Origin of the sequence: Mesorhizobium sp. 2RAF21, from assembly GCF_052115345.1 — a bacterium.
In the GTDB taxonomy this organism is placed as follows: domain Bacteria; phylum Pseudomonadota; class Alphaproteobacteria; order Rhizobiales; family Rhizobiaceae; genus Mesorhizobium; species Mesorhizobium terrae.
The window spans coordinates 110,224-125,882 of record NZ_JBFRGM010000003.1 but is presented as its reverse complement, the minus strand read 5'-3'; the positions used below and the strand labels follow the sequence as shown (position 1 = coordinate 125,882).

The window sequence follows — 15,659 nt, the reverse complement described above, 5'->3', positions numbered from 1 at the left end:
GGCAACTTTGCTCTGCCACGTGGGCGGTCTTTTTTGGGGGATCGCACAGCACGAAGAAGTGTCGTAGCGTGCCGGAACTGAACTTCAGGCCCTGTGCCTTAAGCACCTGCCCTACCTCCTAGATGGATCGGTCCGCCCCGTCCCAAGCACCGCAATGCTCGCTGCCGATGAACATCAATGCAGCCGGATCGACGGTCGCCGCCGAGCACGTTCGAACGATCCTCACTCTGTTCACGCTCACGCGCTCGCCAATGGCTCACGCTCGCTGCGCTTACTCCGAACCAACCGCAGCTTCCCGGCGCGTCGCGCCGCCGCAACACATGCCAGCACAGGTTCCCGCAGATCAACCGATAAGGCTTTCGACATATCTACCGGCCTCCTTCCGACACATAACTAGACTCACCTCAGCACTGATCTAGGAATCCCGATTCCATCAGATCGAGTCGTGCTCTAAATCAACCCGCAAACTGCGCCGAAAACGCCTCTCTTCAAAAGTCCAAATCGTCTCAAATCATTCGACGATGGACGGACTAGGCCTGATAGGTGCTCCAAGCGCATGTAGGTTGGCGGCCGGTATGGAATATGAAAGCCACGCATTTTTCGGGGCCGGTATAAACACATCTAACCGTTGCCCGAGCGGTGCGCTTTTTTGTTGCATCCACTTCGGGAACGCAGATGGTAGTCTTCCATAACTGAATTTGAGGGCGCAAAGCAGACTCGCCTATGCGCACGCTATTCTACGCTGGACTTCCCTGACCCTTTGAAGCCGCTTTATTTTGCTCAGGGGCTACTCACAAATCGGAGGTGCAAGTTTTGAGAAGGAAGCCAATGCCGCTCAACGAGAGTCAGAAACAGACGAAATGGCAGCGGCGCAGCAGCACAAATCGCCGCTGAAGGGACGCTAACGCCGCCGTTTTTATCCGTCATTCCCGCTCCATTATCAATTGGAGAGTTAAGTAGCCGATCATCAAGGGATTGAAAGAGCGCGGAATTAACCTTTACCGTCATGGATACTGTCAGAATCGCACGCAATTGATCTTCCACAAAGAATGTGGCGCGGTGCGCGGCATCAATCTGGACGCATGCATTCTATACAGCGTGCGGGAGTTGAGGGCCCAACGACAATCACGAAACTGCTTATATCCGGGCGGCGAAACCACCATCAAATCAGCCGTAGTAATCTTTGGTTGATAAAGCTGGGTGTCTGCGGAACAGTTTTTGTACTGCCCCTACAGGGGCAGATGCGACCTCCTAATCAATGCGATGGCGCCGCACTGCTCCCCTGCGTGTTCGTGAACCGCAGCGAGCACCCGTACCTTGGTTGCGTTGATCGCACTGTAAAACGCGCAGTTGAAATGTGGCAACCAAGACGAACGACACTCGCCCATGCTTTCAGCAAAACGAAAGCGGGCAGAAACGCCGCAAAACCCCACCCTACCTTGTTGAACACGACAAAGGTGAGTCGGACGACATCGAGTGCAACCGGAAGCGCCGGGCTCAGCGCAAGGAATTCGTCTGGCGCCGCTAGGAACGTTGTAGTGTTTACCGGACCAACACTGGGAATCGCGTACCAGCGCCGGCGAATTCCTGCCGCCTCATCGGAGAATGCGAGCCTATCTTGCAATTGTCAGATAGAGTTTCGGCAACAGATCGGTGAGCCGCTCGACCGCCGCGATGGTGATCGCATTGCGCTGGCCGAAGATGCGGCCGAGATAGGACTCCGCGTTCGACTCCAACCCGACACAGAACGTATCGATGCCGAAGCGGTTGAGGTGATGGACGGCCTTGCGGGCATCCTCGACCAGGTAAAGCCGGTCCTCGACATCGAGGTCGGATGGCTCGCCGTCGGTGACAACCAGAAGCAGCCGGCGATAGCTGCGTTGGCGGGCGAGGTCGGCGCCGGCATGGCGCATGGCGGCACCGATGCGGGTGGAGAGCCCGCTTTCAAGACCGTCCAGCCGCGCATCGACAAAATCGTCGTAGGCGCGGCTGAAATCCTTGATCCGGAAGTAGTGCACGTCGTCGCGCTTGTCGGAGCAGAAGGCGGCAATGGCGAAGGGATCGCCCAATCCCGCCATCGCCCGTGCCAGCAAGGCTGCCGACTGGCGCTCGACATCCAGCACCGAGCGCGTTGAGCCGCGCACCTTTTCGGCCGTCGACTGCGAAATGTCGAGCAGAAGTAGCACCGACAGGTCACGGCTGCGCCGCTCGTAACGGCCATGTATTCGGTGATCGGCAGCCTCGCCGATGCGGCGGGCGACCGTCGCCTCGATGCAGGCGTCCATGTCGAGGAATTCGCCTTCCGGCTGGCGGCGCAGGCGCTCTGCGCGGCTGACACGGGCGGAGCGGATCAGCGCCGTCACCCGCGCGACGAGATCGGCATGCTCTTCGCGCAACCGGGCGACGGGGCCGTTGGCTGCGGCTTTCGGCGTGTATTCCTTGACCGAAGTCCACTCCGGCTGCTCGCGCCCGGTGACATAGTCATATTCGGGATAACGGGCAATGAGCACACCATCGTGCGCCTGCTCGATCACCTCGACACGCCCGCCAGTGTCGCCCATTTCCGTTTCGGTGCGATCGGGCGGGCGGCTGTCGTCCTGCTCTTCCCGAATACGCGCCGAAGACAGCACCTGCTCGGCTTCCGACGATTGTTGCTGGTCGTCGTCGCCGAAATCCCAGAGGCCGAGATTGTCGTCGCGATAGGGCGGCTGCACGACATAGTTCTTCGGATCGAACTGTACCCGCATCTGGCCGAGATCGTTGCCGAGCAGGTCGCCGATGCGGCGGCTGATCTGCTGTCCACCCCAATCGGCCTCGGCCTCGAAGAAGGCGCGGCGGCCTTTCTGCACCCAGGGATCGGGATCGTCATATGCCGGATCGGCAAGGGCCCGCGCCAGCCGCGCGAACAGCCCGGGCGCGGTGGCGGTGCCGGATGGTTCGGCCGCATGGAAAGGCGTGAATAGGCGGCGAAGACCGGGAAGTTCGCGCGTGGCCAACTGCTCGACCCTGGCGTCCTCGATCAACGAAACCAGCGCGATCTGGGCCGGCTTCAACCCGCCGACCGGGAAGCGCTCGCGCGAGAATCTGAGATGAGCACCGATATGGGCGACGGCGGCGCGGTAGAGCTTTTCGCCGTCACTGCCCGAAAATCCGGGATAGGCGGCGGGCAACCTGAGGACGCTGCCGTCGAATCCCGGACGACGCCGCGCCTGTTCCGGCGCGTTGGCCGGCGTCTCGCGCATCGGCGGCGTCTCGCCCCACAAGGCCGCAAGATAAGGTTTCAGCCTCGATTCCAGATCGAGAAACCCGACCTCGCCACTTTCGCGCAGCAGCCAGCGCCGCGCATTGGGGTCTTCCAGCGTGAAGAAGCGCAGGCGTCGTTCAGGCTCGCCATTGCTCGAGCGCAGCCCGATCCTGACCCAGGAAGCCAGCGCTCGGGCGTCAAGGCGCGCGACTAGGTTGGCGGTCTGGTCGAGCAGCGCCGCCGCCGATTCCGGCGCCTGATCGCCGACCTGCTCGACGAGCCGCAGCCATTCTTGCAGCGAGGCGGCATCTGTGTAGTGCTTTGCGGCGGTGATCGCGGCGACCGGAGCCAAGGCGGCTGCGCGACGGCCGGCCCTGATCGCCAGGCCTGAGACGATCGCGGCAAGCGCAATCGCGGCCTGCGGCGAGGCCAATCGCGCCAGTTCGGGTGCGTGATTGAGATAGCTGTCGGTAACGACATCGCCATAACCGGCACCGGCAAGGCGGCGGCAAACATCGCCCCAGGCATCGTAGAGATCACCTGGAAAGGCGGAACGTATGGCCTCGTCCGATTGCATCGACTGGGCGATCATCGCTTCAGAGGCAGGCGGCGATCGCGGCGGTGAGCGCGTCGCGCATGTCGGCATCGTCGGTGATCGGCAGCACCAGCGCCACCTCACAGGCCTGGTCGAGCGTGATGCCGCCGGCTACGAGATGACCGGCGTTGATCAACATGCGTGTCGAGGCGCCCTCCTCCAGGCCATGGCCTTTAAGATTGCGCGAGCGCTGCGCGATCCGCACCAGCGTCTCCGCGACGGGTCGTTTGACGCCGGCTTCCGAGACCACGATCTCCGCCTCGATCGCGGCATCCGGATAGGTGAAGGCGATCGCTGCGAAACGCTGCTTGGTTGATTCCTTCAGGTCCTTCAGCACACTCTGGTAGCCGGGGTTGTAGGAGATGACGAGCTGGAAGTCAGGATGCGCCTTCAGTACCTCGTTCTTCTTTTCGAGCGGCAGGATGCGACGGTCGTCGGTCAGGGAATGGATGACGACTGTGGTGTCCTGCCTGGCCTCGACGATCTCGTCGAGATAGCAGATCGCGCCGGAGCGGACAGCGAGCGTCAACGGTCCGTCATGCCAGACCGTGCCGTCGGCATCGAGCAGGTAGCGCCCGACAAGGTCGGAAGCGGTCATGTCCTCATGGCAGGAAACAGTGACCAGCGGTCGCTTCAGCCGCCATGCCATGTGTTCGACGAAACGGGTCTTGCCGCAGCCGGTCGGCCCCTTGAGCATGACCGGCATGCGCGCGCCATAAGCAGCCTCGAACAGCGCGACTTCATGCCCGACGGAGCGGTAATACGGTTCTTGGATGATCCTGAAATCGTCGAGCGCGGGATTGTGAGCCGATTTGGCGCCGCTTGTACTATGCATTTCCAACCTCGATACAATGTCGGTCAATTCCCCTCATCCTTCCTTTGAAGAGCAGCGGGATGAACGGCGACGAAGCCACCGTGAAGTGCCGGCGGAGTAAAAACCTGGGCCAAACGTGCCGCAGCCCCTGGCGCATGACCCCGAAATCGGAACGATTTCCGGAAAGGATCATGCGCCCACCCAACGTGCTGGAGCGTCCCTTGCGCGTCCAAGAGGACGCGCGACGCTCGAGGTGGCCGCGACACGCCAGTGGCCGCGCCGTTCAGCGGTGCGCCGCCACCTTGTTCGGGATGCCATCGATCGGGCTTTCCGGCGTGCCGACCGTCTGACGGGTCATTGCCTCTACCTTTTCGCGCGTGCCTTCCGGATCGGTGATCCACTGATGGTAGAAGTTGTACGGACATGCAGCATGACCGCGAGTGTCGTCACCGGAGTTGATGAGGCCGGTGTAACCGCGGTGCAGCAGTTTGAAGAGATGGTTCTGCGATTGCATGTTGCGGCGCGCGTCGCGCAGCAGTGAGGTCGACAGCTGGGCATACTGGATGCCATTCTCCTCGGTGCCGCATTCGCCGAGCGTGCGGCCATCGAAGCCGATGATCGCCGAATGGCCGAAATAGGAATAGACGCCGTCGAAGCCGGCGGCGTTGGCAACCGCGACATAGACATTGTTGGCCCAGGCCATCGATTTCGAGATCAAGATCTGCTGTTCCTTGGCTGGGTACATATAACCCTGGCAGCGGATGATCAGCTCCGCCCCGCGCATGGCGCAGTCGCGCCAGATTTCGGGATAATTGCCGTCGTCGCAGATGATGAGCGAGATCTTCAGGCCCTTCGGGCCTTCGGAGACATAGGTGCAGTCACCGGGATACCAGCCCTCGATCGGCACCCAGGGCATGATCTTGCGGTATTTCTGAACGATCTCGCCCTTGTCGTTCATCAGGATCAGCGTGTTGTAGGGCGCCTTGTTGGGGTGCTCTTCATGGCGCTCGCCGGTCAGCGAGAACACACCCCACACACGCGCCTTCTTGCAGGCCTCGGCGAAAATTTTGGTCTCCTCGCCAGGGACAGCGGAAGCGGTCTCGTACATCTCCTTCTGGTCATACATGATGCCGTGCGTGGAATATTCCGGGAAGATCACCAGATCCATGCCGGGCAGGCCGCGCTTCATACCTTCCACCATGTCGGCGATCTTGCGGGCATTAGCGAGCACTTCCTCACGCGAATGCAGCCGCGGCATCTTGTAGTTGACGACGGCAACACCGACGGTGTCGTTGCTGCTCGAAATATCGCCATGGTACATTTTTCAATCTCCTCCTGTGGTTGCTGAACGTAGTTGGCTAGACGACGAGATGTTTGTGGATGAGGTCGTCGCTTAGTTCGGTGATGGGGCCGCCGACGGCGACGCTGCCGCGATTGAGGATCGCGAAATGTTTCGAGGCGCGGCGGGCAAAGGCTATGTTCTGCTCGACCAGCACGATGGTGAGGCCTTGCTTGCGGTTGAGGTCGATCAGCACGTCCTCGATCTGCTCGACGATGTTGGGCTGGATGCCTTCGGTCGGCTCGTCGAGCAGCATCACCTTGGGTTCCGACAGCAGCGCCCGCGCGATCGCCAGTTGCTGCTGCTGACCACCGGACAGGTTGCCGCCGCGGCGGTTGAGGAATTCCTTGAGGATCGGGAACAGGTCGAGCACCCATTCAGCGATGCGGCCGCCGCCACCCTTGGCGGCAAAAGTGCCGACCATCAGGTTTTCCCGCACCGTGAAGCCGGGCAGGATACCGCGCCCCTGCGGTACGTAGCCGAGACCGGCCAGCGAGCGCTCATGGGTTCGCTTGGCCACCAATTCCTCGCCGTCGAGCTGGATCGAACCGGTGGTGCGGCTCATCAGGCCAAGCACGGTGCGCAGCAGCGTGGTCTTGCCGACGCCGTTGCGGCCGAGCACAGAGAAGAAGTCGCCTTGTTCGACTTTCATTGACACCGATTGCAGGGCGCGGCTGCGTCCGTAGAAACCGTCGACATTGGCAAGCTCAAGCATGGCCGATCCCTCCCGAACCGAGATAGGCGTCGCGCACCGCCTGGTTGCCTTCGATGTCTGCGATACTGCCTTCCGCCAGCAGCTTGCCCTGGTGCATGACCGAGATGGTCTGGGCGATGTCGCGCACGAAGCCCATGTCGTGTTCGACGACGATCAACGTGTGGCGACCGCCGAGCCGGTTGAAAAGCTGCGCAGTCTTCTTGGTTTCCTGCGCCGTCATGCCGGCGGTCGGCTCGTCCATCAGGATCAGCGACGGGTCCTGCGCCAGGATCAGCGCGATTTCCAGCCACTGGGTCTGTCCATGCGAAAGATGGGCCGCCGGCGTGTCGAGCTCATCCTCGAGGCCGACCATCTCGGCCAGCCGTTCGATCTCGTCATTGTCGCCGCCATGACCGAAGGTCACCAGATTGGCCAGCACGCCGGGCTGCCTTGAATGGCCGATATGCAGATTGTCACGCACGCTGAGCGCCCGGAACACGCTGGGCACCTGGAACTTGCGGCCGATGCCGGACCGCGCGATGGCGTGTTCGCTGAGCCGGTGGATGGGCTTGCCCTTGAAGACGATCTCGCCACCCGACAGTCTGGTCTTGCCGCAGATCAGATCGAGCGCCGTGGTCTTGCCGGCACCGTTCGGACCGATCAGGCAGCGCAGTTCGCCAGCGCGAACCTTGAGGCACAGGTCCGACACGGCGCGGAAGCCGCTGAAGGACACGCTGGCATTTTCTACAACCAGTTGATTTTCGGTGGTCATCGTGTGCTCTCGATCTCGCGGCCGTTGGCGATGGGTTCGGCATGCGGCGCGGGTTTCGGCACTGGGGCGGGCCGTTGCCGTTCGAAGCGTCGTGCAAGGTTGGCGAAGGCACCGGCGATGCCTTGCGGCAGGAACAGCACGACGAGGACGAACAGCAGGCCCATGATCAGGGTCCAGGTGTCGAGGAAGGTTTCCGATTCCGACAGCGCGCCCTGCACGCCGGTGACGATGAGGGCGCCGAGCATCGCGCCGAGCAGGCTCTGGCGACCACCGACCGCGACCCAGATGACGACAGAGAGCGAGAGCGGCACACCGAGGAAGGTCGGCGAGGCGAACTCCATGACGATGGTGTAGAGCATGCCGGCAAGGCCTGCGATCGCCGCCGAAACCGAGAAGATGAAGATCTTGTAGAGCGCGACATCGTAGCCGAAGAAGCGGACGCGGTCCTCCTCGTCTCGGATCGCCTGTACGATCAGGCCGGCCTTGCTCTTGGTGATGGCCAGCGCCAGGAACAGCGTGACCGTCAGGCAGATCGCGACCAGATAATAGCTCGACGAGCCATAGGCATCGAAGGTGATGCCGGCGATATCGAACTGGCCGAGATCGGTGATGCCATTGAAGCCGCCGGTGAAAGCCTGCTGGTCGATGATGACGAGCTGCACCACCACCATGGCGGCAAGCGTGATGATGGCCGCGTAGACACCGGTCACCCTGCCCTTGAATACGAACCAGCCGAGCAAGGCGGCGACGCCGGCGGGCAGCAGGATGCCAGCCAGCACGCCGAACAGCGGTGAATGGAACGGCGTCCAGAACCAGGGCAGTTCGGTGACGTTGTTCCAGACCATGAAATCAGGAAGACCGTCGGCCCCCGTGTGCACCGGAATGGTCTTCAGCTTCAGCATCATCGCCATGCAGTAGGAACCGATGCCGAAGGTCATCGCCTGGCCGAGATTCAGGATGCCGGCATAACCCCAGGACAGGCTGAGCGAGACGGCCAGCATGCCGAAGACGAGGTAGCGGGCGTATTTGTTGAGCAGGAAGGCGTCCTGCAAAAACACCGGCACCAGCAGGATGGCCAAGCACACCGCCGCGTAGAGCGCGAATTCGGTCTTTGTTCTGGCGAGCACTCTGTTGTTTCCCTGGCTGGACATGATCGTCGTTTCAGGCGCGCAGGCGCGCGGTAAACAGGCCCTGCGGCCGGAAGCGGATGAGGACAACGATAGCGAGCAGCACCAGCGCCTTGGCGATCGTGTCGTTGGAATAGAAGGCTAGGTAGCCGGACAATTCGCCGAGGATGCCGGAGCTGGCCAGCGTGCCCATCAGGCTCTGGGTGCCGCCGAGCACCACCACCATGAAGGCGTCGACGACATAGGTGGTGCCCATTTCAGGCGACACGCTCTTCAGTGGCGATACCAGCGCCCCGGCGAGGCCGGCCATGCCTGCACCATAGGCAAATGTCGTGCGGTAGATGCGGCCGGCATTGATGCCGAAGGCGGAGGCAACCGCGCGGTTCTGGGTGATGGCGCGCAGCTTCAGGCCGAAATTGGTGTAGCGGTAGATGCCCCAGGTCAGCGCGAACAAGGCGAGCGCCAGAAACAGGATGAACAGGCGGTAAGCCGAGTCCGTCGCGCCCAGAATGTTGACGCTCTGCGATAGGGATTCTGGCATCTTCACGTAGCGCAGTTCGCCGCCGGCGGTCAGGCGTATCGCCTGCTGCGCCATGACGCCGATGCCCCAGGTCGCGAGGATCGTGTCGAGCGGCCGGTCGTAGAGATGGCGTATGACTAGCGCTTCGATGAGCCAGCCGAACAGCGCCAGCAGCAGGAATATCGGCACGAGGCTGGCGAGCAGGCCGAGCCCGAACTGCGTCTGTAGGAACCAGGCCGCATAGGCACCGAGCATGACGAACTCGCCATGGGCAAGGTTGATGACGCCGGTGACGCCGTAGATGATGGCGAGGCCCAGCGCGACCAAAAGCAGGATGGAGCCGATGCTCAGGCCCGTCATGATCTGGGAGACGAAGATTTCCATGTCGCCGCTTCTTCCAGGATAGAGAGGCGGTGGCGGTACGAAGCCCGCCACCGGACGCCTTGAAATTGCGCATCGCGCTTTCCTAAAATCGGTTCCGATTTTCGGGCCGATGCGCGGGCACAATCAGCTCTGTTTGAGGCCTTCAGCCGTGCAGTGCTGGTTGGGGTAGGCCTTGTAGGGCGACGGCTCGAGCCAGTTGGCCGACTGCTTCAGGATTTTGAACTGGCCGTCGGCCTGGCACTGACCGATCTTCGGCCACAGCCAGCTGTGCAGGTTCTCGGGCTCGATACGCACCTTGCCTTGCGGAGCAACCAGCTCCTGCCCCTTCACCGCCTCGCGGATGGCGTTGGGAGAGATGTCGGAGCCGGCCAGTTTCTCGACCGCCTGCTTGAACAAGTAGATCTGGAAATAAGACGGCTCGGACACGAAGTGGGTGACCTTGTCGCCGCCCCAGCGCTTCTTGTAGGCGTCGACGAATTTGTGGTTCTCGGGCGAGTCCCACACCATGAAGTAGGGCGCAGAGGTGAAGTGACCCGCGGCTGCCTCGCCGCCCATCGCCGCCACTTCGTTTTCGGAGGTGGTGAGGCTTGCCATCGGCATCTTCTCGGGATCGAGGCCGGCGGCGTGATACTGGCGGTGCAGCGCCACGACGGAATCGCCCACCACCGTCGAGAAGATGACATTCGGCTTTTCAGCCTTCAGCTTGTTGATGACGGACGAGAATTCCGAATGGCCGAGCGGCACATATTCCTCGGCCACCACTTCCGCGCCGAGCTCGGCCAGGAGCTTCTTGCAGTAGTTGTTTTCTTCCTTCGGATAGATGTAGTTCGAGCCGATCAGGTACCAGCGCTTGCCGAACTTCTCGACCAGCCACGGCACGAAATCGTCCTGCTGCTGGTTGGGCACGGCGCCGGTGTAGATGACGTTCTTGGAGCATTCGCGGCCCTCATAGAGGGTCGGGTACCAATAGAGATTGTTCTGCTTCTCGAACACCGGCAGCACCGCCTTGCGGCTGGCCGAGGTGTAGGAGCCGAACACCGAAACGCATTTGTCCGACAGCACCAGCTTGCGTGCCTTTTCGGCGAAGGTCGCCGGATCGGAGGCCGGGTCCTCGACCACCGGCACGAGCTTCCTACCGTTGATGCCACCGGCGGCATTGATCTCTTCGATCGCCATGATCGTCGCCTTGTTGAGCGACTCCTCGATGATGGCGGTGGTGCCGGTGAGCGAGAACAGCACGCCCACCTTGATCTCGCCGTCGGCGGCGTAGGCCAGCGACGAATTCTTGTTCCAGATATGCGGGAAACCGACGAGGGACACGGTGCCGAAAGCGGCAGTGGCCTTCAGAAAACTGCGACGATTGCTTTTCACCTTCTTCTCCCCTGAAAACAAAAAAGCCCCGAAGCGAGCTGCCGAAGCAGACCGTTTCGAGGCCGTATTGCCCTGTTGTTTTTTGCGGCAGCAACGCCGCTGCGAACCTAATGGCTCGCTAGAGTAAGCTCGTACGCAACAAAAAACCCCACGTCCCGCTTCCGCGAAAGTCGTGAGGTTCCGTTACCTATATTTCGCCGGCAGCGTCGTTGCTGCCGATGTGGAACGCTAGCCAAGAAGTTCGTAGGAGTCAATGATGGCGCTGGCCACCGCGCCGATGGTCACGCGCCGCTCCATCGCCTGGCGCCTGAGATAGTTATAGGCCTCCTCCTCGCTGACGTTCTTCAGCCGCATCAGTAGCGATTTCGCCCGCTCGACGCTGCGCATGGTGCGCAGGCTTTCGTCCAGTTTTTCGATGCGCCCCCTGAGCCTGCGCTCATAGAGGAAATGGCCACGCGCCAGCGCCAGCGTCGACTGCACCGAGCGCGCCGTCGCCGGATAATGCAGCACGCCGTGAGCCGCGCAATTGTGGAGCAGGTTGAGGTCGAGCAGGCCGGCACCGGGATCGATGACCACCAGCGCCGAGGCGGGCTCGCCCGGAATCCAGGGCAGTCGCTGTGGCAGGTCGGGCGAAAGCACGCAGAAGACCACGTCATACTGCGCCGGTATCTGCGACGGCATCGGCCATTCGTGCTGCACGTCGCAGCGCAGGCGCTGCAACTCACGCACCAGTCTTTCGCCGTCATCGTCGCGGTCGACAATGACCGCCACCTTGAGATTCCAAAACGAACGCGACGACGACGGGCCGGAAGGCGCATCGCGATTGCCGGCATCCTTCCTGGCGCCGGCAGCCTGTCGCTCGCGGGCAAATCTTGCGATGTCGATGGTTTCCTGCACTGTCTATTCCTCCCCGCCGCCGTTACGCAAGCTCGAGATTTTTCTGGCCAAGACTGCGCCCATAACCCAGCAGATACGGGTCGGACAGGACACAGGAAGGCGATTCATAAACAAGGTCGAACTGGCCCTCCCGATTGGCGCGGCCGATGCGCGTCCACAGATCGGCATGGCCCCAGATCGGGTTGATGACGACATCGCCTTGCGGCGCTTCGAACTCCGACCCCATCACGGAAGCGCGCAGGATCTCGGTGTCCATCGAGTTGGTCTGCTCGAGCGTCTTGGCGAAAGCGTTGACCTGGAAATAGGACGCCTCCAGGCACATGTTAGTCGGTTCATCATCGCCATAGCGTTTCTTGTAATCGCGGACGAAGCTGGAGTTGCGCTCGCTGCCGACGCCCTGGAAATAGGGGGCAGCGGTAATGTGCCCTTCGCCGACATCGAAGCCCATGGCGCGGATTTCAGCTTCCGTCGTGGTCAGGCTGGCGATCGGCATGACCTTGGGATCGAGACCGAGGTCGGCATAGGCCTGGTATAGATAAACCGTGCCGTCGCCGACGACGGTCGAGAAGATGACATCGGGCTGCGCGCGCTTGACGTCGCGCATCACCGGCAGGAACTCCTCCCGCGAAGCGCCCATGCGCACATAGGATTCGCCGACGACGGTGCCACCGCTGTTGCGGATCAATTCACGCATGATGCGGTTGGATTCGCGCGGATAGATGTAGTCGGCGCCGATGAAATAGAAACGGGTGCCGTAGCGCTCCATCAGGATGCGGCAGAGCTCGACGCTGTTCTGGTTCGGCGTCGCACCGGTGTAGATGACGTTGGGCGAGAATTCGAAGCCCTCATAGAGCGTCGGATACCACAAGAGCCCGTTCAGCCGCTCGACCACCGGCAGCACGGCCTTGCGGCTGGACGAGGTGTAGCAGCCGAAGATTGTCGAAACGCCGTCCTCGACCATCAGCTTCTTGGCATAGCGGCCAAAGGCGCTAGCCTCTGAACCGGGATCATAGACGATTGGCTCAAGCGGCCTGCCGTTGATGCCGCCCGAGGCGTTGATTTCTTCGATCGCCGTCAGCGTGCCGCGCAGCTGCGTCTCCTCGATCACTGCCATGAAGCCGGAGCGCGAGAAGAGGACGCCAACGCGCCACGGTTCGGAGGTATTGCTTGATCTCGTCAATATACGCTCCCACGATTCCCCAGTGCCGCTTGGTTCTTGTTCTTGCTGAAAGCTGCGGCCGGCCGCGCAGCTTGAGGCCGGCCGCATTGCGGGTCAACTGGCCAGAAGTTCCTTCAGCTTGCCATCGAGGAATTTGACATCGTTCGGGCTGGTTCCCGGCCCGCCCGCGAAATGCCCCCAGACAGATTCGAACGGAAGGAACTTGGCGTTCGGCATGTTGGCCACCTCGAACTCGCTGTCTTCCGGCGGGAAGTAGAGATCGGTGCGGCTCGGCATGACGAAGGCCTTGGCCTTGACGGCCTTGAGCGCCTTCTTGAAGTCGCCCTTGTAGAGCTCGTTGTCGCTGATGTCGCCATTCTGCCAGGTCCACAGCATGGTCAAAAGGTTGTTGGCATCCTTGGGCAGGAAGAAACCTTCCCAGAAGGAGACCAGGAAATCCTCCAGCGAGGAATGGCCAAGCGCCTTGAGGTCGAGCTCCTGGCGATAGAAAGCCTGCGAGAAACCCCAGCCGGCATAGACGCGGGCCATGGCGCGCAGGCCCTTTTCCGGCTTGTCGTCATACCAGCCATTATTCCAGGCGGAGTCGGCCGTCAGCGCTGCCTTGACGCCTTCCAGGAACACGAAATTGTGGCGCGAGCATTTGGCCGAACCGCAAAACGGCGCGATGCGCTCGACCATGTCGGGATACATCGCCCCCCAATGGAAGGTCTGCAGCGCACCCATCGACCAGCCGACAACCAGCTTCAGTTTCTTGACGCCGAATTTCTCGGTCACCAGCTGGTGCTGGGCGCGGACATTGTCGTAGGCCGTTACCTGCGGGAAGCGCGACTTGTTGTAGGGCTCCGGCGTGTTGCTTGGCGACGACGACAGCCCGTTGCCGAACATGTTCGGGATGATGATGAAATATTTAGCCGGGTCGAGCGTCATGCCCTTGCCGATCAGCCATTCATTGTCGACGTGCTGGCCGGAATACCAGGTCGGGAAGACGATGACATTGTCCTTCTTGGCGTTCAGCTTGCCGAAGGTTTTGTAGGCAAGTTTGGCGTCGCGCAGCGTCGCCCCGCGTTGCAGGACAAAATCGCCCAGCGAATAGATTTCATAGTCAGGCATCAGGCAGTTTCCTTTACTTTCGAATGTGGAGACGAGGCCCGGTGACCGGGCCTCACCTGAAATCATGCGGTTACGCGTTCCGGCGACGGCCGCAGCGCCAGCGCCGCATAGGCGATGCCACCGGCAAGGGCTGCGCTGATGGCGGTCGAGAAATGCGGCAGGTAGAATTCGACGATGACCGCCACCGCCGAGCCGATGATCCAGGCGATGAAGGCGCTCGGGCGCCAGTCGCGGTCGATCTCAGCGTTCCTGCGGGCAAGATACTGGTCGACCAGGATGATCGCGCCGATCGGCGGAACCAGGATGCCGAGCAGAGACAGCCACTGGATGAAGAAGGCCCAGACATTGCCCGCCGCGACCGCGATGCCGATGGCGCCGAGGATGACGGCCATCACGCGCATGCGGGTACCGAAGATGCGCGACCAGCCGGTGGCGGCATTGTAGAGACAGTGCGCGCAGACCGAACCCAGGTTGAGATAGAGGAAGACGAAGGCGAGCGCGCTGAGGAAAGCCATTTGCTTGCCGTTCATGTGGCCGAACATGTTGTCGGCGCCGAACGGGTTGGCATTCGGAACGGCAAGGGCGGCCGTCATGATACCGCCGACCAGCATGGCAATCAGATTGGCGAACGGGAACGCGCTGAACGTGGCGATCAGCGAACTCCTACTATCCTTGGCCCAGCGGTTGAAGTCGGCGCTGACTGTGCCTGCATCGATGAAGAGCGCAATGACGACGGTCAGCCCCACGCCCATGGACATGGTGGCCGCGCCATTGTTGCCCGGATAGGCGAGGATCGCCTGCCAGCTGGTGGCGGAAGCCGTATCGAACACCACCCAGCCGCCGAGGATGACGAAGAGCGGAACCGAAACCAGCCCAATCAGATGCAGACCATGCACGCCGACGAAGGTGATGCCGATATAGAGAAGGCCGGCGACAATGGTCATCGCCACATAGTTGAGATCATAGGCAGAGCTGATCAGCGCGCCGGTGATGCCGGTCTGCACCGCGTACCAGCCGAGCAGAAGCGTCGACAGCAGGCCGGAAGCGAAAACGTAGCCTTTGCGGCCAAACACAATCGAGGCCAGCAGCGCGAAATTCATGCCGCGGTTGGTACCCAGAAGACCCAGCGCTCCGACATAGGCAAACATGATGAGGTTGCCGATCACCATTGCCCACAGCGCGCTGGTGAAGCCCATGCCGAGCACGAGGATGGAGCCGGTCATGGCGCCGGTGATGATCATCGGAAAGCCGATCCAGACCGTCGTCACCGAAAAGGTCGAGCGCCGGGCCGCCGTCGGCACAGGCTGATGTTCGTATTCTTCTCCCAGTATGTGATCGACGCTATCGAGCGTCTCGATCTCCGCTTTGTTGTTCATGCCACCCTCCCAGGGGTCAAACGCGTTGCGTGTGCGGCTGTCGTCGCGATTGGACGTCCTTGTCCTCACCCGCTTTTCCCGGTGGAAGCGCATTCAGGCCATGGTCCGAAAGGCGCGCGGCGGAACCATTGGCGGTTCGCCGGCGCAAGCCCCTTGTCATAGCCGTCCGGCGCCGGTTCCCCATCGGCATCTCGGTCGGTATCGCCAAAACGACAAAGGCCCCCCGATGGCTTCGT

General features: G+C 61.6%; 12 protein-coding genes. All 12 read right to left on the bottom strand.

Annotation, left to right across the window (positions count from 1 at the left end):
* Nucleotides 1–1,613: 1,613 nt before the first annotated feature.
* A complete protein-coding gene (locus tag AB4136_RS05800; RefSeq protein ID WP_137901233.1) occupies nucleotides 1,614–3,821 on the bottom strand; it encodes a nitric oxide reductase activation protein NorD in 2,208 nt (735 codons plus the stop codon).
* A 19-nt stretch (nucleotides 3,822–3,840) separates the two neighbouring features.
* The gene (locus tag AB4136_RS05795) at nucleotides 3,841–4,674 is read right to left on the bottom strand and encodes a CbbQ/NirQ/NorQ/GpvN family protein (RefSeq protein ID WP_024925615.1); all 834 of its coding nucleotides are present in this window, start codon (nucleotides 4,672–4,674) and stop codon (nucleotides 3,841–3,843) included.
* A 262-nt stretch (nucleotides 4,675–4,936) separates the two neighbouring features.
* A complete protein-coding gene (locus AB4136_RS05790) occupies nucleotides 4,937–5,974 on the bottom strand; it encodes an aliphatic amidase (protein ID WP_024925616.1) in 1,038 nt (345 codons plus the stop codon).
* A 37-nt stretch (nucleotides 5,975–6,011) separates the two neighbouring features.
* A complete protein-coding gene (gene urtE, locus AB4136_RS05785) occupies nucleotides 6,012–6,707 on the bottom strand; it encodes an urea ABC transporter ATP-binding subunit UrtE (RefSeq protein ID WP_024925617.1) in 696 nt (231 codons plus the stop codon).
* The gene (gene urtD, locus AB4136_RS05780) at nucleotides 6,700–7,458 is read right to left on the bottom strand and encodes an urea ABC transporter ATP-binding protein UrtD (RefSeq protein ID WP_024925618.1); all 759 of its coding nucleotides are present in this window, start codon (nucleotides 7,456–7,458) and stop codon (nucleotides 6,700–6,702) included. Before urtD ends, urtE begins: the two co-directional genes overlap by 8 nt.
* Nucleotides 7,455–8,585 carry an urea ABC transporter permease subunit UrtC gene (urtC, locus tag AB4136_RS05775; protein WP_024925619.1) on the bottom strand — a complete coding sequence of 377 codons (1,131 nt, stop codon included), beginning with the start codon at nucleotides 8,583–8,585 and terminating at the stop codon, nucleotides 7,455–7,457. Before urtC ends, urtD begins: the two co-directional genes overlap by 4 nt.
* Before the next feature lie 34 nt (nucleotides 8,586–8,619).
* Nucleotides 8,620–9,489, bottom strand: a complete 870-nt coding sequence (gene urtB, locus AB4136_RS05770) for an urea ABC transporter permease subunit UrtB (protein ID WP_024925620.1) — start codon at nucleotides 9,487–9,489, stop codon at nucleotides 8,620–8,622.
* Between the two features lie 123 nt (nucleotides 9,490–9,612).
* Nucleotides 9,613–10,860, bottom strand: a complete 1,248-nt coding sequence (locus tag AB4136_RS05765) for a transporter substrate-binding domain-containing protein (protein ID WP_024925621.1) — start codon at nucleotides 10,858–10,860, stop codon at nucleotides 9,613–9,615.
* Between the two features lie 228 nt (nucleotides 10,861–11,088).
* Nucleotides 11,089–11,757: an ANTAR domain-containing response regulator gene (locus AB4136_RS05760; protein WP_024925622.1), complete on the bottom strand. Its 669-nt coding sequence runs from the start codon at nucleotides 11,755–11,757 to the stop codon at nucleotides 11,089–11,091.
* Between the two features lie 22 nt (nucleotides 11,758–11,779).
* Entirely contained in the window at nucleotides 11,780–12,937 is a 1,158-nt protein-coding gene (locus AB4136_RS05755; RefSeq protein ID WP_024925623.1) for a transporter substrate-binding domain-containing protein, read from the bottom strand.
* Between the two features lie 93 nt (nucleotides 12,938–13,030).
* Nucleotides 13,031–14,047 carry an alpha/beta fold hydrolase gene (locus AB4136_RS05750; protein ID WP_024925624.1) on the bottom strand — a complete coding sequence of 339 codons (1,017 nt, stop codon included), beginning with the start codon at nucleotides 14,045–14,047 and terminating at the stop codon, nucleotides 13,031–13,033.
* A 62-nt stretch (nucleotides 14,048–14,109) separates the two neighbouring features.
* A complete protein-coding gene (locus AB4136_RS05745) occupies nucleotides 14,110–15,423 on the bottom strand; it encodes a purine-cytosine permease family protein (protein WP_024925625.1) in 1,314 nt (437 codons plus the stop codon).
* Between the last annotated feature and the right edge of the window lie 236 nt (nucleotides 15,424–15,659).